The organism is Colwellia chukchiensis (genome assembly GCF_002104455.1).
GTDB classification, from domain to species: domain Bacteria; phylum Pseudomonadota; class Gammaproteobacteria; order Enterobacterales; family Alteromonadaceae; genus Cognaticolwellia; species Cognaticolwellia chukchiensis.
Map to the genome: position 1 here is coordinate 103682 of NZ_NBOC01000004.1, position 22839 is coordinate 126520.

A 22839-nucleotide genomic window follows, 5' to 3' on the forward strand; every position below is an offset into this window, starting at 1 on the left:
TTACTTTCAGCTTCATTAATAACAAATTATTGGAGATGTGTTTTGAAGCAAGTTAAATATTTATGTATAGCAAGGTCAGGTGTTGTATTACCAAATAGTGTCGAAGCAGAACATTTTTATCGTGAAGATTTATCGATGTTTTTGGCCGAGCAATTAAAGCGCCAAACGTTAAGTGAGATAGATTATGTATTGGTTGTAGGTGAAAGTGATGTCGTATTTGGCGCTGAGTTAGCAATTCAATATGGTTTAACACTTTCAGTTTACGGGTATGAATATGATTTTCGCGATCATAAGATTGTTGATACGAATAAAGAGCAAGTATTAAGAGAATTGCTGTCCGTATCTAAAGAACCCAAGTTATTTACTCAATCATTAAACGAACTGCTTAATAAATTAATTAAAAAAGTTCCATTACAGCTGTCTGAAGTACAAGTCGAAAAACTTATTTTAGCTGCTACCCCGCAGGCACTAAACATAGGTGGTGAGAAGGCGACTGATGTAGCAAAAAGAATGGTTATGGATTTCTTCGAACAGAAGAAACGAGAAGTCAAAGACTTAGTTTCACCGCGTTTGTCAGATCAAGTAAAAGAAATATGTCTTAGCTACAAAAATGAGCTAGTCGAATATATCAAAAAAAATCCCGGATTTTATGTTCTTAACGAGCATATGGGAGCAGGTAAAAGTCAAGATGTGATCATTCCACTCTTTAATGAGTTTTCTTCAACTGATCTAAAACCTATTGTCATTACTCCGACTATTGCGTTAAGCACCCAACTCATCAATGACAAACGAAATTATCAGCATCAAAAAGAATTAGACGTTTCAGATCTAAAGGCTGTAGCCGCTTGCGTAATTTCAGCGACTGCCAACTGGAAATATCAGAAATACGGCAAAGACTCAAAAGTGTGCTTAATTGAAGAATTTGAGGAGTGTGAATCGGCTATTTGTTCTACAGAGTTAATGTACCCGAAAACTTTACATCGTTGCTCTGAAGCTATGGAACAATGGCAGAGGATATTACAAACGGAGACTGTGGTTATAGCCGATGCCATGTTTTCAAATTTTAGTGCACAGCAAATCGTAAAATCAGGGCGTTCAATTACTATTGTAAAAAACACAGATCAAGCTAATACGCAAAACAAGAAATTAACGGTTTTCCCTTATCAGAAACAGTTAAGTAAATTGGTGGACTGCTTAAATTCTGGTGAAAGAGCTATTGCTTTCTGTGACGGAAAACATAGTTATAACGGTAAATTTAATACTATAGCCAATGTCATAAAAGAACAAACAAATGTTAAACCTATAGTCGTGGATAGCGTTTTCATAAAAAAAGACCAACCGGATTATTTTTATGATTTGACAACTCGTATAGAAGAGCAGCCTTGTCATATATTTTCTCCGGTAGTTACGAGTGGCATTAGCGTTGTTACTAACAAAGTGAATTCCGTTAATATCTTTGCTTGTCACACTTTACTACCTACACAGCTTGTTCAAAGTTCTGGGCGTTTCAGAAAGTCGCAGGAAATAATTATTTCTTTTGATAAACGGTCGCGATTCACGACTACAGACAAGAAACTGATTTTCAATGAATTGGCCTATAAAGCCTATGAAGAACAATGTTCAAGCGATCTTTCAGCTTTATTTAAGGATAAACATTGTCAGTTGGTGCTAGACCGTATCGCCCATAATCGCCGAATGAAACTAAATTATGTTTTTACAACATTACAGTTGTTTGAAGAAATGGGTTACGAAATCACCCTAGAAGACATAAAGGATGATAGTGAAGCTATTAGCAAACTCATTAAAAGATTATTCAATCAAAACAAAAGCAAGTTTATTGATGTTGCCGCTAATACTGTCTACGACAAGACGGAGCATGACTTCTTAAAAAATTCATTTGAAATACTAACTAATGAAGAAAAATTTAAACTTCAAGTTTATGAATTGCAGAGATTTTACAACCTTAAAACATTTGATTGCGTTGACTCAGCTAGACGATTAATAGAATTTGATAAAGGCGGGAAAAGCCGCAGGCATCTTGAGCATATTCGAGTATTACAAGGTGGATTTTGTCCAATAGAAAATCCTAAATTGGTTGTTATTCAGAAAATATTTAAACACATTTTTAGTATTCTCAATGTTGATGAAGTCAACCTAACAGCAAACTATAAAATTGATGATATCGATAAACTGGCACAGTACATAAAAACAGCAAAAATAGAGGGCTACAAAGTCAGAAATGAACTTATAGCGCTTGGTTGCTCAACAGATATCGCAGGGGAGTATAAAGATAGAGGATATTTAACTCGGGGTATCCTAAATGTTTTATTTGGTCAGGTACAGGACTACATAAGGGTAGGTTCAAAAGACAAGTTAGGCCATAGACCTGTCGACTTTTATTTCTTGCTTCCTAATAAGAGTGAATTAACCAAAAAGTATTTTGAGCAAAAATATTATTCAAAAGCATTACATTCAAGCAATTAGCGAATTGCTTAAAAAGTCTATCTAGATCAAACTTAAAAGTTGACGCATTCTTAATTTGTAGTACATTGTGGTAATCAAATTGATTATACCAGTGTCATACAAATAAAAGTGCGTATATGAGCTTCATAAGAGAAACCAAAGAGACCGAAAACATAGACAACCTGAGCTTTGCTCAAAAGCAAAGGCTGTCTTTTATAGACTTCTCACTTATGTTCAAAGGAAGCGTGAATCGTAAAGAATTGACCGCCAAGTTCGAAATGGGGATGGCCAATGCGACTCGCGATCTTGCGGTTTATAAAGAGCTAGCACCAAATAACATCGATTTTGATCAAAAAGAGCGCACATATTTTCAAGCGAAAACCTTTAAACCACTTTTTAGTTATGATGCTCGTCAAACCATGGCGAAGCTGTCTAACAAAATCAGCGATGGTTTCGACGGTGTGTTAGAAATACCATTTCCTGTTGATGCACCGTATCAGCTCAATGTCCCAGATATCTTTATTGTCGCGAAAATCGTACAAGCCACTTTAAAGCAAAAGCCGATCTCGATCATTTATACATCATTAAGTTCAGGCTCCAAGGCAAGGGAAATAGTACCTCATACCATAGTTGATAATGGCCTTCGTTGGCATGTTCGAGGGTTTGACAGAAATTCAAAGTCATTTCGTGATTTTGTTCTGACTCGTGTAACTAAAGTAACTATTAAAGCAGATACGCCAAGCGCAGAAGAAAACAAACTCGAAGATCACCAGTGGATGCGCATGATGCCACTACAATTAGTGCCTCATCCAAATAATGTGAAGCACCCAACTGCCATAGCACTTGATTATGGTATGACCGAAGGACAATTAGACATAACTATTCGAGCGGCTATGGCAGGATATTTATTAAGGCGTTGGAACGTCGATTGTACAGCTGACGCTGAGTTGGTAGGTGCAGAGTATCAATTATGGTTAAAGAATCGAAAAGCCTTGTTTGGTGCAGAAAATCTTACAATTGCCCCCGGCTACGTACCAGAATTGGAAGAATTATAAATGACTTCAACTAATAACCCGTTAAACAAACACGCCATCAAAACACACAAGGACTACCTTGGTGATTTAATTGGTGGCAGTTTAATGATCAAAGAAAGCCAAATCGTTGCTGAATTATTACTTAAAAAACCATCTCAAGAAGAATGGTTAGATGCAATCGTTAACCGAAATATATTACAAAAACGTTCCGATGCGTCAGCTAAACGTAACGCTGCGACTATAAAAAAACGTATCGAAGACTTGCCAGATGAATATCTTGAGCAGGTAGCATTTGGTAGCACGGAGCTTTCGACTCAGCTGATGTTCGCAGCAACGTTAATAAATAGCACTTTGTTAGCTGACTTTATGCGAAATGTCGTGCTCGACGCAAAACGTATGTTTAGAGAAAGCCTAGACGTTGGTGACTGGGAATCGTATTGGGAAGACCGTTGCCGTCTGTTTCCTGATCTAGCTAATATGTCTGACGCGTCCACTTATAAAATATCGCAAGTTGCCTTTAAGGCCATTGCTGATGGTGGATACATAGAAACAACTCGTAATAAGAAGTTACAAAATGTTTATCTGCTGCCTGAAGTTAGGCAATTGCTTCTGTCGATAGACAGAGAGGATATTATTGCAGCTATGGAATTAATCTAAGGAAGGATACGTAACTATGACGACCTTTAGTACAACGAAACAACATAAGAACTTGAACGATAGACTCGATCAAATTCTACCTAAGATCGAGAGTCAAGATTTCCTTAAGAACCAAGGTTTAGGAAATGAAATTGGTTTTTATGTTTTTGATTATCCAGCTGAGTCTGAGTTAACGGTAAGAGAGCACTTGGCGTTTATCACAGACAAGTTAACAAAGCGCGGACGCAATTTCGCCAGTATCAATTTATTTGAAGCGATTCTGGAATTATTGGACTCGCGGAATCTTACCGAGCGGGCATTCAAAGTACAAAAAGAGCGCGGTGACGATGCACTGTTTAATGCACTAAAAGGCCCACTTGAACAAAATCGTGTTGCCAAATTCATTGCCTCTAAAATCGATCTTAGTGCAGATAATCAAGCTCAAACAGAATTTATATTATTACACGGTTTAGGCAGTGCATGGCCAATTATAAGAGGCCACGGTCTGTTAAATGCCTTACATGCAAAAGTAGGCAATGTACCAACTGTATTGTTTTACCCCGGCGAATACGACGGAACTGCACTAAAACCCTTTGGCCGTATCGAATCAAATAACTATTACCGAGCATTTAAACTCGTTCCATAAATGGACGTTTGAGTTAAGAAGGATAAAAAGAAAATGCAAATTAAAGATTTATTTATAAAAGACATAAACCGCCCAATCAATGGCGTAGTTAAAGCAGATCAATTAGAAAGTAACACTGTCTTTACCGAACTAGATGAGTACGTCATCACCAAAGAACTCGCGACTCATTTTGAAGAGTTTTTTGATGCTTATATGCCATCCGTACGCGACCCTAAGAAAAAAGCCGAATCGGGTAAAATCGGCGTTTGGGTAAGTGGTTTCTTTGGCTCAGGTAAATCGCATTTTATTAAAATTCTTTCTTACTTATTGCAAAACATCAAAGCAACGAATGGCGAGATTGACAGATCAGCCATTGAGTTCTTTAAAGACAAAAACCTTGATGGTTTTTTACTTGGTGAAATTGACACAGCCGTAACCAAAGAAAATACGGTGATCTTATTTAACATTGACAGCCGAGCGAACACCGATGAAGGTGTTGATGCCATACTAAAAGTTTTCCTTAAGGTCTTTAATGAGCAAATGGGCTTTAGTGGTGATCACCCGCACATCGCACATTTAGAGCGAGAATTAGATCAACGCGGCGTATTCCAGCAGTTTAAAGAAGAATTTAATACCTTAACTTCATCCAATTGGCTTGAAGAACGCGATGCCTATGACTTTTATCGTGACGACATGGCAGAAGCGTTAGGTAAAGTGACTAACCAATCAACTGAATCGGCTCGTCAATGGGTAGAACAGTTAGAAAATAACTTTACGCTCGATATCGCCAATTTCTGTAAATGGGTTAAAGAGTATTTAGACGCTGACTTAAATCGTCGTGTTTTATTTTTTGTTGATGAAGTAGGTCAGTTTATCGGTAACAACACACAAATGATGTTGAAGCTGCAAACCATTACAGAAAACCTCGGCACTATTTGTGAAGGCCGAGCGTGGGTGGTCGTTACCTCGCAAGAAGACATCGACTCTGTTATTGGCCACATGGCAGGCTCCAAAGGCCATGACTTTTCAAAGATCCAAGGTCGTTTTGAACGTCTATCGTTATCAAGTTCAAATACCAGCGAAGTTATCGAAAAGCGTCTGTTATCTAAACTAGAGCAGGCTCGTCCGATTTTACAAACCTTGTATGACCAAAAAGGCGATATTCTTCGTAATCAACTAGCATTTGATAGCACAACTACCGCAGAGCTAGCCAATTACAAAGACGCCACCAGTTTTATTCATAGCTACCCATTTGTGCCGTACCACTACAATCTAGTGCAAAAGATATTTGAAGCAATTCGTAAGGCGGGGGCAACTGGTCTTCACCTGAGTCGTGGTGAACGGTCATTGTTAGATGCCTTCCAAAGTGCGGCTAAACAAGTTCGTTACGAAGAAGTGGGCGTCTTAATCCCTTTGTATTACTTTTATCCAGCAATTGAAAGCTTCTTAGATACGTCCGTTAAAAAAGACATCGATCAAGCAGCAGAAAAAGAGTCAATTTCAGACTTTGCGCTAAATATTCTCAAAACACTATTCTTGATCCGTTACGTTGACGTAATCAAATCGACTATGGATAACTTAGTAACCTTGTGTGTTAGCAAGGTAGACGAAGACCGTTTAACGTTAAGACGTGATATCGAGCAAGCACTCAATGCACTTGAAGCGAACTTGCTTATTGCACGTCAAGGTGATGAATACATTTTCTTAACTAACGAAGAAAAAGAAATTGAGAACGAGATCCGCGAAACCGAAATTGAATTATCGGATGAAACTAAAAAACTCAGCGATTTAATTTTTGATGATGTACTGCGCAGAGATAATATCTATCGTTATCCTGAAAACAAACAAGATTTTCCGATTAGTCGATTCTGTAATGGCATGCCGCGTGATGGCTCACAGGAAAATGACTTAGTAGTTAAAATCATTTCACCTATCGATCCGAATTACAGCGAATATGATTCTACGGTTTGTGCCAATCAATCGCAGGACGGCCTTTCTTCAGGTGGAGCAGGCGCCATTATCATTAAGCTTGCTGATAACAACAAAGTTTTCGATGAAATTCGTACATTTATAAAAACCGATAAATTTTTACGCAGAAACACAGGTAATAGGCCAGAGCAACAGCAGTTGTTGCATCAAAAAGGTTCTGAAAACCAAGATCGTAATCGCCGGGTTAAATTAGCCATTGAAGATCTGTTAAAAGATGCGGAATTCTATGCTTTAGGTTCACAACAAAATCCAAAAGGTGGAGCAATCAGCACCATCCTACAAGAGCTATACAAGTATGTTATCGAAAACACCTTCAGTAAATTAAAACTGGTTAAACCGTTTCCGGGCGATATTCGCAGAGAAATTCAAAACACCTTAGTGGCTGATGATATCGGTCAAATTGGTCTAGATCTGCAAGGCCAAGAAGCCAATCCACTTGCCGTTCTCGAAGTCGAAAAATTTATTTCGCTTGGTGATGATGCAGGAAGGCCAATCACAGCGGAAGACATTGTAAAACGTTTCTCAAAACGACCTTTTGGCTGGAACGATGAAGAAATTGTACTGATCATTTCTCGTCTAGCATTAGCAAACAAAATCTGCTTCCAAAGCCGTCAGCAAGACGTCTCGTTAAAGAACGCTTACGATAACTTAATGCAAGTGCGTAAACGTGCAGAGCTTCGAGTTCGTCATATAAAGCAGCAGTCAGAAGCAAACCTAAAGCGTGCCGCGAAATTGTTTAAAGACGTATTCCAAAAGAATGCGGCTGATAGTGAAAAAGAGTTGTTTAACGATGCGAAATCTAACTTTGCGACTATAAAAGGCAAGCTAGATGCGTTCGCCAACAAAGCCTCTACTGGTCATTATCCGGGAGTGAGTGAAATTGAAAGTGGCCGAGTGTTATTGGCCGGGTTAATTGAAACACAATCCAGCTTCCAATTTATTGAGCAATTTCTTGCATGCGAAAATGACTTGCTCGATTTTGAAGAAGACTATCAAGATATAGAAGACTTTTATGAAACCCAATTTGCAACTTGGCAAAAGCTTCAAAGAGCGCTAACTATTGATTTTGATAGAAACCGTACTGCACTAGAAAAAGACAACGATGCTTTAGCTGCATTGCAAAAGCTCGAAAATATCTACAACAAACCTCGCCCATATCGAGAAATTAAAGATATAGAGCCGTTAATCGAGTCAGTAAGCAAAGTTAATGATCAACTGCTACAAGAAAAACGAGCGCATGCAAAATCACGCATTGAGCACCGTATTGAGCAAGTGCAAAAGCAAATTACAGCGGCACACGTACCAAGCGAGTTAAGCAATAGAGCATTACGACCACTGCAATTGGCTTTACAAAGGCTCGATGGCTTAAGTGGAATTGCTGAGATCTTACAAGAACAAGCAGATTCGATTAATTTAGAAGAAGACGCTTATGATTTGATCAATAAGCACATAGAAGATCAGCAAGCGTTAGCAGCAAAACAAGCTAAAGAAGAAGCAGCAGCAGCTGCATCTAATTCAACTTCGGATTCAAGCGCTAACCCAAGCTCTGTGTCTACTTCTAACACAGGAAGTGGCGGCTACGAACCGTCAACGACTGAGCCTCAACAAGTAGCAGAGCCAGCGGTAAACACGCCAATTCCGAAAAAAATCGTGTCTATCGACACCGCGAGCATTATTCGCGATGTTAATGCCACTGGCGTCATTGAAACCGAGCAAGACATAGACGCTTACCTTGCTGCATTAAAAGAAAAACTCACTGAGTTAGTTAACAGCAATAACAAAGTGCGCATTCGTTAATCAAGGAAGAGTTAGAGGCAAATTACATGAACACGAAAAATTTAAAAGCATACGCACCTAAAGCACGTAGAGAGTTTATCGCAGCAGTTAAAAAGCGTGCTGCCCAATTTGGCATTTATGAAGATCGCATCGAAGAAGTACGCATAGAAGGTGGCGCTTCCATTATTGAAGGTCGTGCATTTACTCGTAAAGAAGGTGAGCAGCGCAAGAGATTAGAAAGCAAAATAGCTGAACGAAAATCTGCGACTTATCAAGAAAAGTACGACATGTTCATCCGTGAAATGGCTTACACATGGTTTAACCGACTTGCAGCTATTCGTTATATGGAACTGCATGATTATTTTGACCATGGTTTTCGAGTGCTTTCCCCTGCAAAGAGCAATACGAGTAACCCTGACGGATTACCTGAAATTCTAAGTCATGCGTCAGATGTAGCTGACAGTTTAGCGTTAGATAAAAGCCATATCATAGAGCTACAGTTAGCCGGTGATAAAGAAGAAGCGCTATACCGGGAGTTACTGCTGGGTCAATGTCATCAACTAGCTAAAATAATGCCCCAGATCTTTAAAGGCTTAGGGTTTGAGGCATTGGATGACGCTACCGAGCTGCTACTACCAAATAATTTAACTAAAACAGACTCTATTCTAAAAGGTCTAATCAACGACATTCCAGAAGAAGATTGGCAAGAGATAGAAGTCATCGGTTGGCTTTATCAGTTCTATATTTCAGAACACAAAGATACTGTTATTGGTAAAGTGGTTAAATCAGAGGATATTCCAGCGGCTACCCAGTTATTCACCCCTAACTGGATCGTTAAATATCTAGTTCAAAACTCAGTTGGTAGGCAGTGGTTGGCTACATATCCTGATTCAGAACTAAAAGGCAAAATGGAATATTACATTGAGCCAGCCGAACAATCTGACGAAGTGATTGAACAGCTAAAAGCCATTACGCCAACAAGTATTGACCCCGAAGAAATTAAAGTACTCGATCCCGCTGCTGGTTCAGGTCATATCTTGGTTGAAGTCTATGAGGTATTACGTGAGATCTATCTTGAGCGAGGTTACAGGCTTCGTGAAATTCCAGAGTTAATCCTTACCAAAAACATCTACGGTTTAGACATAGATGATCGTGCGGCGCAACTTGCTGGCTTTGCCTTAATGATGAAAGCCCGTGAAGACGACAGACGCATTTTCCAACGGGTTGAAGACGGTGAAGTATCGCTTAATGTGCTTTCATTACAATCAACCGAAGGGCTGGACATCACGACGATATGGAAAGGATTAGATTTAGAAGGCAATCAACAAATTGGCTCAACAGGTGGGCTTTTTGACGAATCCACCGACGTCATTCCAGCGAATGCGGGAATCTACAAAGAATACTTTGGATTACTGCAAACACTTAAAACAGCATTTCTACAAGCCAAAACTCTTGGCTCGTTGATACAGATTGATTCTAAGCATTTAGATAACCTTCTTTCACTTAAACAGCTTTTATTAAAAAAATTAGCGAACTCTGATACCCAATCAAAACCTGAAGTAGAAAAAATACTGCCTATTGTTAACCAAGCCATTGTGCTTGCTCAAAAGTATGATGCGGTATGTGCAAATCCGCCATATCTTGGCTCAAAGGGGATGAATGCGGATCTTAAAGAGTACGCCAAAAAGGAATTTCCTAATTCTAAATCGGATTTGTTCGCTGTATTTATGGAGAGAGCCTTTGGTTTATTAACTAGAAATGGTTATAACGCACAAGTTAACATGCAATCTTGGATGTTTTTATCAAGTTACGAAGCGCTACGAGATTGGTTATTGGATACTAAAACCTTTGTAACTATGGCTCATCTTGGTGCAAGAGCATTTGGGCAAATTTCAGGCGAAGTCGTTCAAACCACTGCTTGGATTTTAAATAATATTTACGTTGAATCATACCAGCCTGTATTTTTCAGGTTGATTGACGGAAATGAAACTGAAAAGCGCACAGCATTGGCAAATAAAGAATGCAGCTACAACGAAACAAAGCAAAGCGACTTTAAAAAAATCCCCGGAAGCCCTATAGCTTATTGGGTTAGTAATGATTTTAAGAATATTTACAAAAACAAATTTGTACAAGACGTTACTATTTCGGATGGTCAAAACAAAACAGGAAATAATGACAAATTTTTGAGATTTCATTGGGAATTAGACAGAAATGATATAGGGATCGGTCATAAGTGGTTATTTTACGCAAAAGGAGGTGGATTTCGGAGGTGGTATGGTAATCTTTTAGAAGTTGTGAATTGGTCTTCAAAAGCAAGAGAGCACTATAAAAAGGATAAAATTTGTAGAATTATTCCGGAATACTTGTGGTATGAGACTGGTATAACTTGGGGCTTGATTACGTCATCGAAGCCTACTTTTAGGTATTTACCTGACTACGCAACTTTTGATGTAGGTGGTTCGTCAGTATTTTTCAAAGATCCAAGCGACATAAATTATGTACTTGGTCTTTGCAATTCGTCTGTAGCTCTGCAAGCTTTAAGAGTAAGTAATCCAACTTTAAACTTTCAAGTAAAGAATATAAGAGATCTCCCCTATCTAGAATTAACAAATAAACTTTTGTTGTCTGATTTGTCTGAGCAAGCTCAGGAAATATCAAAACAAGATTGGGATAGTAAGGAAACATCTTTTGAATTTAAGTTTTTTCCTCTTGTCAGCGAAAATCCTAATGTCAAATTGGCTGAGAGTTTTGCTGTTATTGCAAGTGTTCAAAAAAAGCAGACTTCTGATCTTAAAAATATTGAAGAAAAGATAAATGAATTATTCGTCTGTGAATTTGATTTAAGTGATGACATCGAAACCTCAGTACCAGTTGAGGAAGTTAGCCTCTTTGCAAACCCTAGTTTTAATAATGTTCAATTTGAGAATGAATTTGATTCTCGAAGAGCAATGCTTGCACCTGAACTAATTAGCTATATCTTGGGTTGTATTATGGGACGTTACTCGATAGATCGAGAAGGACTAGTTTACGCTCATTCTGGCAACGAAGGCTTCAAAGAGTTAGAAGCCCAAGGCGCATATAAAACATTCCCTGCCGATGATGACGGTATTATTCCATTGGCATCAGAAGAGTGGTTATTTGATGATGATGCAACTACTCGTTTTAAAGAATTTGTTAAAACCGTGTGGGGCGACGAGCACTTATCTGACAACCTAGAATTCGTAGCCGAAAGCTTATGTTTACATGCGCTTAAACCTAAAAAAGGTGAAGTTGCTATGGATACAATCCGCCGTTATTTCTCAACGCAATTCTTTAAAGATCATTGCAAGACCTACAAAAAACGACCTATTTACTGGCTATTTAGCTCAGGTAAAGAAAAAGCTTTTGAGTGTTTAGTCTATCTTCACCGATATAACGAAGGTACGTTATCTCGTATGCGCACCGAGTATGTTACACCTCTCATGGGTAAATACGATGCGCAACTAGCAAGACTCTCAGACGACATGGTTAACGCAACCGGCTCAGAAGCTCGCCGTATTGAAAAGGAGATCAAAGCGTTAGAGAAAAAACAAGCCGAACTCCGCACCTTCGACGAGCAGCTAAAACACTACGCCGAAAAACGCATCACTCTCGACCTAGACGACGGCGTAAAAGAAAACTACGGCAAATTCGGCAACCTACTAGCAGACGTCAAAGCCATCCACGGAAAGGCGGTGAAGTAGCATGAAGTTACAAAGTTTAAGCGATATCTTTGAAAAGCGACTGTTGCGCATACCTGATTATCAACGTGGTTACGCATGGTTAGAACATCAGTACAATGATTTCTGGGAAGATATCCTACATCTAAATATTGATAGAGTTCATTATACTGGGGTTATTACGTTAGAACCTGTGCCGAGGGATATATGGCGTAAATGGGAAAATGATGAATGGATCATTGAGGGAGTCGGCTTTAAACCTTTTTATGTGGTCGATGGGCAACAAAGGTTAACAACCTCAATGTTGCTTATGCAGGCAATCCTTGAATCTGTTGATACCGACACGCTTTTAAATTATCAATCTCTAGAAACTATTAGAAAGCAGTACATTATTAATAGGGCTGAAGATGGCCTGAGAGAAAGCTTTATTTTTGGATATGAGAAAGATAATCCAAGCGACGAGTATTTAAAAACAAAAGTTTTTGGAGTCCATTCACACAGCAACCAATATCAAGAAACGCTATACACGCAAAACCTATCTAAAGCTAAAGCGTTTTTTAAGGAAAAGCTGAGTGAATTAACTACAGATGAAATAGCGGTTATTTATAAAAAGCTGACACAGAAGTTTAAATTCAACTTGTATGAAATTGACGATGAAATCGATGTGTATGTGACTTTTGAAACAATGAATAACCGAGGAAAACCATTAACAAGTTTAGAATTATTAAAAAATCGTCTTATTTACCTTTCGACACTATTTAAAGAGCACGAAGGTCATGCGGTGCTTAGAGCAAAAATAAATAATGCTTGGAAGACTATCTATGAGTATTTAGGGAAAAACCCAGAAGCACCTCTGAGTGAACATTTATTCTTACGTAACCATTGGACGATGTATTTTAAATATACTCGACGTAAGGGTGATGACTATATTAAATTTTTGTTGGATGAAAAATTTACAGCAAGAAATGTTACCCATCCTAAGAAAGAGGAAGACAGGATCTCTGTTGAGGAAATCGACAAGTATGTAACGAGCCTTCAGCAATCTATTAGGCCTTGGTTCTATATGCATAACCCTTATTTTCCTCTGCCAGAGTATACTGATGAGCAAAATAAGCTGCTGCTTGATAGACTTCACCGTTTGAGTTTCAGGGCATTTAAACCATTGTTGTTGGCTGCATATGTTTCCCAACAGAGCGTAGAGAAGGTTAATTTATTACTATCAGCGGCTGAAAGATATAACTTCACTTTATTCACTTTGAGCCAAAGACGTTCCAATACTGGTGATACTGAGTTTTTCTCAATGTCTCGTGATTTAATGACCAAAAAAATAACCATTGAATCAATTGTTGCCTCCATTACAGAGTGGGTCGATAAATATTATGACCCCAATCGTTTTCTTGCATATATCTCGGAAAAATATGAATTAGGTAATCATGGATTTTTTAAGTGGGATGGAATTAGATATTTTCTTTATGAGCATGAACAATGGTTACGTTCACGAGGGAAGCAATCGTCAAATAAGTTGTCGTGGGAAAAACTCTCTGCTACTAAAAAGGATAGCGTAACGATAGAACATATTTTTCCTCAAACTCCAAAAGATCCTTATTGGCTCTCGCGCTTTGGCACTTTTAGTAAAGAAGAAACACAATTTGTTGCACACTCTTTAGGTAACTTAGTTCCACTGAGTAGAGCTAAAAACTCTAGTTTGCAAAACGATAGTTTCGATTTAAAGAAAAATAACGGTAATGGTGTAGGGTTCTACAACGGGTCTGCTTCAGAAAATGAACTAGCTCAAAAAGAAGAGTGGTTGCCCGAATCAATTTTAGAACGCGGATTAGAGTTACTAAAATTTATGGAAGAAAGGTGGGATATTGTAGTTGGAGATAATGATTTTAAAACCAATTTGTTACATCTAGCCTTTTTGAATGACAAGGAGGAGGTCACGATTTAGTTGTTGCATATTGTGTTTTTTAATGCAAAAATTTGCAAACTCTAAATAGTGACACTATATATGGTGTCAGATGCCTAAAGAATTATATGATGAAGTAATAACCACATTTCAGAATGCTGGTGCAAGTATGAGGTGCCAACAAGCGAAATCCTTGTTGGGAGAGTTAGGCTTTAATGTCAAAGATGGCCGCAAAGGGGGGCATAAGGTTTTTACTCATCCTCATTTAGAAGGTTTTACCTCAGGTTCACTTAATTGTGATCACGGTAGAAATCCAGAAATTAAAAAGCCTTACATAAAAAAAATAATAAAGGTATTAGAGAAGTACGAGAACGAACTCGTAAAATACTTGGAGAAACGAGATGGATAGTGAAAAAATGTTTGATGCAAGTCTATACAATATCACTGTACGAAAAGGAAATTTTGACGGCGAAGTGTTCTTTGAAGCTAAAGTAAAAGAATTACCCGATGTAGCCGAATACGCAGAAACTTACGAAGAAGCATATTTACTTGCGATTGATACGATTGAAACAACTGCTGAGGCTTTAGCTGAACAAGGTAAAGTCATGCCAGCTCCTATTTTAGAAAATGACGACTTTAGTGGGCGAGTTACCTTGAGAATGCCTAAAAGTATGCACGCTGCGTTATCATCATGGTCGGAAAGTGAAGATATTAGCTTAAACCAACTACTTGTTAATTGTTTAGCTTTTAACTTGGGTGAGCAATTTGGTGTATCTCGAACGATTCACAGTATCAAGTCGTCTATTGGTTCCTTGAATCAAACTGATTATATGCACTTGGAGTCGCAACCAAGAAGAACCAATAAAGTTGTTCCAATTAAGCCCATTGTATTAAATGAGAATGTTATGGAGAATCGGTACTATGGGAGTTAGTAGTAATTTTCAAAAAGCAAAAGACTCACTTCAATCTCATGATATTTATATAAAAAATACTCATTGTTTCACGCATAATGATTTTGATCCAAAAAGAACTGATTTTGATAATTTAGTATATCAATTCATGCATGTAGTTAGAGGTTCTGAAGTTTTTGGTGTCCAAGATGAAGACGGAAGTGAAGAACATTTTTTTAAAGTTTTTGTGGATGTGGGTTGTCGCTTTATAAAAGAAGAAGATAAAGAGAATAAGGACTCAGAACCTGTAGCTCAAATTGAAGCGAGCTTTTGTGCAGAATACCAGATGCTTGACAAAGAAATAGATGAAGATTCATTAAAAGTTTTTGCGCTTCAAAATGTTAGCTACCATGTTTGGCCTTTCTGGAGGGAACACTTAATGAATATGTGTAACCGTTTAAATCTTCCAAAAGTTGCATTACCGACAATGCAAGTGAAGCCTCAAAATGGTAATACAGAATAATTTAATTAAATTAATTGAGACATTTCCATTTGCTAAAAGCTTAAAATTTTCTTTTATTTTTTGCTTAAAGGCTTCTCGTCATTATGAGGAGTCTGATTTAACATTTTCAACACACGCTTGCTCTATTCGCTACACTTCACCCATACTTTCTTGCTGTGTTCTATGTTATTCCTCAAACCAAAAGTAAAGCCGAAATGTTTAAAGGCATAAGAAATGAATTTAGAACAAATAAAACAAGGCATCTTAGCAAAATTTGATAGATGCCGATTAGTATTCTGGCAAGATGAAGAGATTGAGTTTCAAGAGCAATTACCGGTAATTGAAACTGAATTTGAATCATCAGGTGTCGAGCTTATCAAGTTGGATGAATATTCGCACTTTGAAGTCAAGCAACGTGTTGAGCTAAAAGAGCCTAACACTCAATTCTTACTGTATAGTAATAAATCTCTAAACGAACCAACGCGTGATTGGCTTTACGATATTCGCCTTTATGCTGAGCATTTTTATGCTGATTCAAGCTCAATGATATTAAATGAACTTGGTATGCGTATGGAGTTTCGCCAAGACATTAGCCGCTATAAAAAGTTTTTTGGTAATCAGCAACGTTACAGCAAACTTAAGAAGTTATTACCTGAAGGCGCAGATAAGCAAGCACTAGAATTAGCAATGGTTGCGGTAGTTGCTAAGGTAGAATCCGTTAGTTTTACAACCATACTACATCAATTAATTTCACTATTTGTTGAGTCTCCAAATAAGTGCGATGAAGCCATTACTGAATTAGAGAAATTTGAATTAACCAATATATTTTGGCGTCACGCGGTTGAAGAATTTGGTTATATTGCTTTAGGTAATTGGGTTAGCGATGAAGATACTGAACAGCCAGTTGCCAATGTTAAAGACCTTATAACTAAACTACTAGTAACCGATTGTTACCATGGTCTACAGGCGTCTGGTGTTTCAACTAGTAAAACAGATTTTGCTACAAGTTTATCTGCACATGTATTACCACTTTCTATTGATTCCGAAAGCTTTGACAAGCTTCCTAAGTCTATTAGAGAACTAATAGGCAATGCAGCTGCGAAGCGAGCAGCTGTGGTTAGTTTTGTTTCTTCTTGGCGCGAAAGCCGTACTTTGTCTGCATCGTACAACGACATAGCTCAAGAAGTTGCTGATGAATTAGAAATAAAACACAAGTTAGCTGAGTTTAAAAATCCGAGTAACTTCATAAATGTTGAGACCTTCATTGAAGTTGAACAGCAGTTGATCAAATTAATTGCGACAGACTTACAGGCTTATTCTGCTAATGAAATCAGTGATTGGGTGTCGACTAAATTATACGGCCATTGGTGCAGTGTCGATAAAAATTATCAATACCTGTTCGCTTCTCTTCGCGCTGCAAAAGAGTTCTACGACTTAAGAGATAAGTACTTTGATGGTTTTTATTTCGACAGTGCGAAGGCTCTCTATAAAGCCTACGAATCAGAGCTTTATAAGTTTGATCATGCCTATCGGATTTTCTTTGAGAACTTTATCAATTTACGTAAGAACAATGGCGGTGACTTATTACAAAGTTTAGGTTTAGTTGATGATATTGAAAATCTTTATGTGAATTGGTACTTGAATGACTTAGCCATAGCATGGGGTAAATTGGTTGATAGCGAGAGTCTTCTTGATAATTGGAAGATTGTAGGCGTTCATAATCAACAACACTTTTATCAACAAGAAGTGCGTGGCCTATTAAGAAATACTCAAGCCAAACGTATTTTTGTGATTATTTCAGACGCTTTACGCTATGAGGTTGCTCACGATATTTATCAGCGTATCAGTGATGAAGGGCGTTTAAAGCCTGAATTAAAATCTCAGCTAGGTGTTGTTCCATCTTATACCCAACTAGGAATGGGAAGCCTACTTCCACACCAAAAGTTAACTGCGCATTTAGGTTCAAAAGTAGAATACAAAGCTGACGGTATTTCTGTACATGGTCATGACAACCGTCAAAAGGTGTTGGCAAAGCATAACGGCGTTGCTTTTAAAGCCGATGAGGTTTTCAAGTGGACAAGACAAGTAGCCAAAGAGCAAATTGGTGAATCTGAAGTTGTCTATATTTATCACGATATGATTGATGCCATAGGCGATAAGCAAAGTACTGAAAATCAGACTTTTGAAGCTGCACAAGATACGGTTGTTGAATTAATCGAGTTGATAAAGCGAATCTTTAACCGTTTAAATGGTAGTCGAGTGCTCTTAACAGCTGATCATGGCTTCTTATTTAAAATGACCGATTTAACGGATTCAGATAAAACCGCTCATAAGTCAAAACCTAAAGGCGCAATTGAAGATAAAAAACGTTATGTGATTGGTTCAAATTTGCCTTCAGATGATTTTTATTGGACTGGGAAAATAGCCAATACAGCTGGAATTGACCCTACTTTAGGCGATGATGCAGAATTTATTGTGCCTAGAGGTAGTAATCGATTCAATTTTGTAGGCGGTGCTAAGTTTATCCATGGTGGCATTATGCCGCAGGAAATTTGTGTTCCTGTGCTTCAAGTTCGTGAGCTTGATATTAAAGCACAGACAAAATTAGCTAAACAAAAAGTTGGTGCTGTTCCTTTACAGAACCCAATTAAAATCGTTTCAAATATCGATAGGATCTCATTTTTACAAACAGACCCTGTCGGCGATAAGTTTAAAGCTCGTAAGTTGGAACTTTGGATTGAAGACCCTTTTGGTAAACAGGTGAGTTCTAAAGAAGAGCATATATTTGACTCAGTTTCAGAAAAGCTCGATGAACGTAAACGTAACATTCAAATTAAATTAGAGGGCAGCGGCTTTGAACGCACGGTAAGTTATAAATTGATAATGGAAGATACTGAGAGTAAAACCAAAACAACACACTCCGTTATTATTGATTTAGCCTTCGAAGATGATTTTTTTTAGGGGATAGCGCAAATGGAAAATGAACATTTAGATAATAGTAACATCACAAGTAATGAATCCTCTCAAATTCGAAGCGCTGACCTTGACGATTTAATGACGACTGAATTTAAAGGTCGTGTTGTTCGTAAAGATTTAACAAAACAGTTAAAAGAAGGTGCGAACGTTCCGGTTTATGTACTTGAATATTTATTGGGCATGTACTGCTCTTCAGCAGAGGATGAGTTAATCCAAGAAGGGTTGAAGAACGTTAAGAAGATCTTGACGGAAAACTATGTGCGTCCAGATGAAGCTGAAAAAGCCAAGTCGTTGATCCGTGAAAAGGGCACTCATAAAGTCATTGATAAAGTAACGGTAAAACTCAATCAGAAAAAAGATATCTATGAAGCGAGTTTATCAAATATTGGAATTAAAGATGCCGTTGTTCCTAATAAAATTGTTAAAGAAAACGAAAAGTTATTAACCGGTGGTATCTGGTGCATTATTACGGTGAGTTATTTCTATGAAGAAGGTCAGAAAACATCGCCGTTCTCTGTATTTAGTTTAAAACCAATCCAAATGCCTTCAATGAATATGGATGAGGTGTATCAAGCTCGTCGTAAGTTCTCAGTTGATCAATGGATAGATTTGTTACTTCGTTCAATAGGTATGGAGCCAGCTAACCTTGAACATAGATGCAAGTGGCACTTAATAGCTCGCATGATCCCATTTGTTGAGAATAACTATAACGTATGTGAACTCGGTCCTCGTGGCACGGGTAAGTCTCATGTTTATAAAGAATGTTCTCCGAATTCATTGTTAGTTTCAGGCGGTCAAACTACGGTAGCTAACCTGTTTTATAACATGTCTTCACGCCAAATTGGTTTAGTTGGTATGTGGGATGTTGTTGCCTTTGATGAAGTCGCAGGTATTCGTTTTAAAGATAAAGACGGCATTCAGATCATGAAAGATTACATGGCGTCTGGTTCTTTTTCTCGTGGCCGTGATTCTATTGAAGCAAAAGCCTCTATGGTGTTTGTTGGGAATATCGATCACAGCGTTGAGACATTGGTAAAAACTAGTCACTTATTAGCGCCATTTCCAGATGAAATGATCGACTCAGCTTATTTTGATCGCTTCCATGCTTATATTCCGGGCTGGGAAATTCCTAAAATGCGCCCAGAGTTCTTTACAGACCGATTTGGACTGATAACAGACTACTTAGCAGAATATATGCGTGAAATGCGTAAAACCACGTTTTCAGATGCAATCGATAAGTTCTTTAAGTTAGGTAACAACCTTAATCAACGTGACGTTATTGGTGTAAGAAGAACAACATCAGGTTTGCTTAAGCTTCTATATCCAAATGGTGAATATACAAAAGAAGATGTACGCACATGTTTAACTTATGCTCTTGAAGTGCGTCGTCGGGTAAAAGAGCAACTTAAGAAAATTGGCGGTATGGAATTCTTTGACGTTAATTTTAGTTATATCGATAACGAAACGCTTGAAGAGTTTTTTGTCAATGTGCCAGAGCAAGGTGGCTCAAATCTAATCCCAGCAGGGGTCACAAAGCCCGGAGTAGTGCACTTTGTTGATCATGGCGCTTCTGGAAAATTAGGTGTTTATCGTATTGAAACACAAATGACACCGGGCACAGGTAAACATTCAACATCGGGATTTGGTTCAGATACGAGTGCTAAAGAACAAGTACGCGTTGGATTTGAATACTTTAAAGGTAACTTAAACAGAATAGCCGCTAATTCTCGTTTCTCTGAGCATGAATTTCACATACATTTTGTAGATTTACAAACATCAGGAAATAGTCACCAAGCGAGTTTAGGTGCATTAGTAGCATGTTGTTCAGTATTACTTAATAAGCCTGTGCAAGAGCAAATGGTGGTATTAGGCAGCATCACACTTGGTGGCGTAGTAAACCCAGTTCAAGATTTAGCATCAAGTATGCAGATAGCGCTGGAGGCAGGTGCAACTAAAGTGTTACTGCCTATGGCATCAGCTAGTGATATACCTTCTGTACCTGCTGAAACATTCACCAAGTTCCAAGTAAGCTTTTACAGTGATCCAGTGGATGCTGTTTATAAGGCTCTTGGGGTGCAGTAATAATAAAAAAAACTAAGCTAGATACAAGGATTAGTGCTCTATGAATGAAGTAATATATTCTAAGGAAGAACTAGAAGACCTTTCTGAAGCCGAGTTGTTGGATATTTTAAAGCAGTCTTGGGGTGTGAATGACAACAAAATTGAAGTTTGGGGAGAGTTACCAGCTCTTGGAGACACTACTTTTGGTTTCCTAAGAAATCCTCATTTAGTTTCAACGGGAGATAGGTTGTATTACCCAGTACAAGGTGTAGAAATAGAGCCTTGTAGTTTTTTTATGGCACCCCAAGATGCATCAAGCTGTGGTTCAAAAAAGCACAAGCGTTTCGTCCGTTGCGAATTGGAACTATCTCCTGAATCAGAGCGCCGAAAACATAGAAATCCATTAAGTTTATGCGTGAAAAGTGGTACTGGAGAAAATCTTCGTTATTTGCCTAAAGAAATACCGTTAGAAATTTTAACAAACCCCAATTCAGAAGAGGAAATTTCTCAGCTTATCTCAAAATCTATATATGACTTTTATCATGAAAAAGCGATGGGAGATCTAGATGAACTTGTAAAGAAAGAACAAAGTGAATTTGAGCTAAAAATGGCTCAAAAAGAAAGAGACGCTACCCAATCTCTTGAAATTATTAAAGATAAAATACAAGAAAATGAAGAAAAGCGTGATACTGCTATAAAGCTAGTCGAAAAATTAAATAGCAAGCAAATTGAGCTTGATAAAACTATTAGTAAATTAGCTCAAGATAAAGCAACTAAACAAACTGAAATTCAAACACTGGTCGCCAGCTATACAAGGATAGAAGCAGAAATGAATAATAAAATTAAGCGATTAAAAGAGTATGTAGCTGATAAAGCATTATTTTTAAAAACGTTTGAATTTATCGATGAAGAAGTGTTGGAGCTTTTTATACAGGAAAGCCAACCTTCAAGTGTTCAAGTCGAAGGGATTTCGTTTAATGATATTTTAAATGGTGACTACCAACAAGCTGTATCATATATCCAATCATATTTAGTCAGCCAAGATATTCTATATCCTCGTCATATAATTGAAAATTATATGACTTTGTTAAGAACTAAAGATCTTGTCATCCTTGCGGGAGATTCCGGCTCTGGAAAAACTAACTTAGTTAAATCTTTTGCTAAGGCTGTTGGTGGAAAATCAATTATTGTTCCTGTAAAGCCTAATTGGACAAGCTCTGAAGATTTATTAGGTTATTACAATCCACTTGAAAAAAAATATTTAGCCACACCATTTTTAGAGGCAATGATTGAAGCAGAGCAAAATCCAACAATACCTTATTTTATATGCTTAGATGAAATGAATCTTGCGAGAGTAGAGTATTATTTTGCTGACTTTTTATCGCTCCTTGAAACAAGAGATGAGTCGCCTGAAATTACACTTTACTCTGAAGACGAATCTTCTCATGTTCTTTCTGAGCTAAAAGCCGTTGTAGATATTATTCAGTCTACAAAGGAGAAATATAGCAAAGAAGGTGTAATTAGCTTTATTGAATTACTCAAAGATGAAACATTAAATAATCAGCTTAGATTAGCGTTTGGCTTTAGTGATAAGGATTCGCTTATTAAATATCATAGTGAGATAAGACGCATGCTTTCGGGAGTTATGAGTATGCCTTCCTGTATTAAAATGCCTGCCAATCTGCATATCATAGGGGCTATTAATATAGATGAAACGACACATTATTTATCACCTAAAATTCTAGACCGTGCACATATAATGCGGTTTGAGTCTCCACTCCTATCAAATTGGGATGAAATATTAACTCAAGTCGAATCATACGAATTCGAGGATACCTCAAAGCCATTGCTTTTTAATATAGACCAGCTTGGTTATCGAAATAATTATCCTAGATTCGATAGAGATAACGCGTTTTGTAAACTCTTTGTAGAGTTAAATAAAGATTACTTTCACAAGCTTGGTGTCGAATTTGGTATGAGGACCATTCGCCAAGGCTTAAATTATCTGGAGCTTTTCCAAGAAGTAAACGACGACTCAAGTATGGCGATCAATAACTTTATGCTTCATAAAGTGTTGCCAAAATTTACGTTTGATGGAAACAAGTATGTTGGAGAGCAAACCAAATTAGAATTAGTTGATAGAGTGTTTGTTGAAAGGGTTAAATCGTTATTACCTAATTTTGAAGAGTATAGTGAAGTATTTTCAGCAGTTCACGCCATTGAAACCGTTGTAAAGAATGCCAAGGCAAATGATGGCGTTGTTAATTTCTGGTCTTGAAC

At 37.7% G+C, this 22839-nt stretch carries 13 protein-coding genes; all 13 read left to right on the plus strand.

Translation table 11 applies throughout. From position 1 onward, the window contains the following. Nucleotides 1–42: 42 nt before the first annotated feature. The 13 genes from B6K83_RS06960 to B6K83_RS07020 all read left to right on the plus strand — a co-directional run bounded on the left by B6K83_RS06960 (nt 43) and on the right by B6K83_RS07020 (nt 22837). Complete coding sequence (locus tag B6K83_RS06960; RefSeq protein ID WP_139175507.1) at nt 43–2484, plus strand: hypothetical protein; 2442 nt, start codon at nt 43–45, stop codon at nt 2482–2484. A 116-nt stretch (nt 2485–2600) separates the two neighbouring features. After that, entirely contained in the window at nt 2601–3518 is a 918-nt protein-coding gene (locus B6K83_RS06965; RefSeq protein WP_064663370.1) for a WYL domain-containing protein, read from the plus strand. Then, complete coding sequence (locus B6K83_RS06970) at nt 3519–4154, plus strand: DUF1819 family protein (protein WP_085284212.1); 636 nt, start codon at nt 3519–3521, stop codon at nt 4152–4154. Nucleotides 4155–4170: 16 nt separating this feature from the next. Continuing rightward, nucleotides 4171–4779 carry a DUF1788 domain-containing protein gene (locus tag B6K83_RS06975; RefSeq protein WP_064663368.1) on the plus strand — a complete coding sequence of 203 codons (609 nt, stop codon included), beginning with the start codon at nt 4171–4173 and terminating at the stop codon, nt 4777–4779. A 33-nt stretch (nt 4780–4812) separates the two neighbouring features. After that, the gene (brxC, locus tag B6K83_RS06980) at nt 4813–8544 is read left to right on the plus strand and encodes a BREX system P-loop protein BrxC (protein WP_085284213.1); all 3732 of its coding nucleotides are present in this window, start codon (nt 4813–4815) and stop codon (nt 8542–8544) included. 26 nt (nt 8545–8570) lie between these two features. Continuing rightward, nucleotides 8571–12245, plus strand: coding sequence for a BREX-1 system adenine-specific DNA-methyltransferase PglX (gene pglX / locus B6K83_RS06985; RefSeq protein WP_085284214.1), 3675 nt, complete (start codon nt 8571–8573; stop codon nt 12243–12245). A 1-nt stretch (nt 12246) separates the two neighbouring features. Beyond that, nucleotides 12247–14172 carry a DUF262 domain-containing protein gene (locus B6K83_RS06990; RefSeq protein WP_085284215.1) on the plus strand — a complete coding sequence of 642 codons (1926 nt, stop codon included), beginning with the start codon at nt 12247–12249 and terminating at the stop codon, nt 14170–14172. Nucleotides 14173–14242: 70 nt separating this feature from the next. Then, entirely contained in the window at nt 14243–14539 is a 297-nt protein-coding gene (locus B6K83_RS06995; RefSeq protein WP_064663364.1) for a type II toxin-antitoxin system HicA family toxin, read from the plus strand. Further along, entirely contained in the window at nt 14532–15062 is a 531-nt protein-coding gene (locus tag B6K83_RS07000; protein ID WP_064663363.1) for a toxin-antitoxin system HicB family antitoxin, read from the plus strand. Before B6K83_RS06995 ends, B6K83_RS07000 begins: the two co-directional genes overlap by 8 nt. Then, nucleotides 15052–15543: a hypothetical protein gene (locus B6K83_RS07005; RefSeq protein WP_064663362.1), complete on the plus strand. Its 492-nt coding sequence runs from the start codon at nt 15052–15054 to the stop codon at nt 15541–15543. The genes B6K83_RS07000 and B6K83_RS07005 overlap by 11 nt, the downstream gene beginning before the upstream one ends. A gap of 213 nt (nt 15544–15756) precedes the next feature. Next, entirely contained in the window at nt 15757–18483 is a 2727-nt protein-coding gene (pglZ, locus tag B6K83_RS07010) for a BREX-1 system phosphatase PglZ type A (protein WP_085284216.1), read from the plus strand. Nucleotides 18484–18495: 12 nt separating this feature from the next. Then, a complete protein-coding gene (gene brxL, locus B6K83_RS07015) occupies nt 18496–20580 on the plus strand; it encodes a protease Lon-related BREX system protein BrxL (protein WP_074988796.1) in 2085 nt (694 codons plus the stop codon). Between the two features lie 40 nt (nt 20581–20620). After that, nucleotides 20621–22837 carry an McrB family protein gene (locus B6K83_RS07020; protein WP_085284217.1) on the plus strand — a complete coding sequence of 739 codons (2217 nt, stop codon included), beginning with the start codon at nt 20621–20623 and terminating at the stop codon, nt 22835–22837. Nucleotides 22838–22839: the final 2 nt, after the last annotated feature.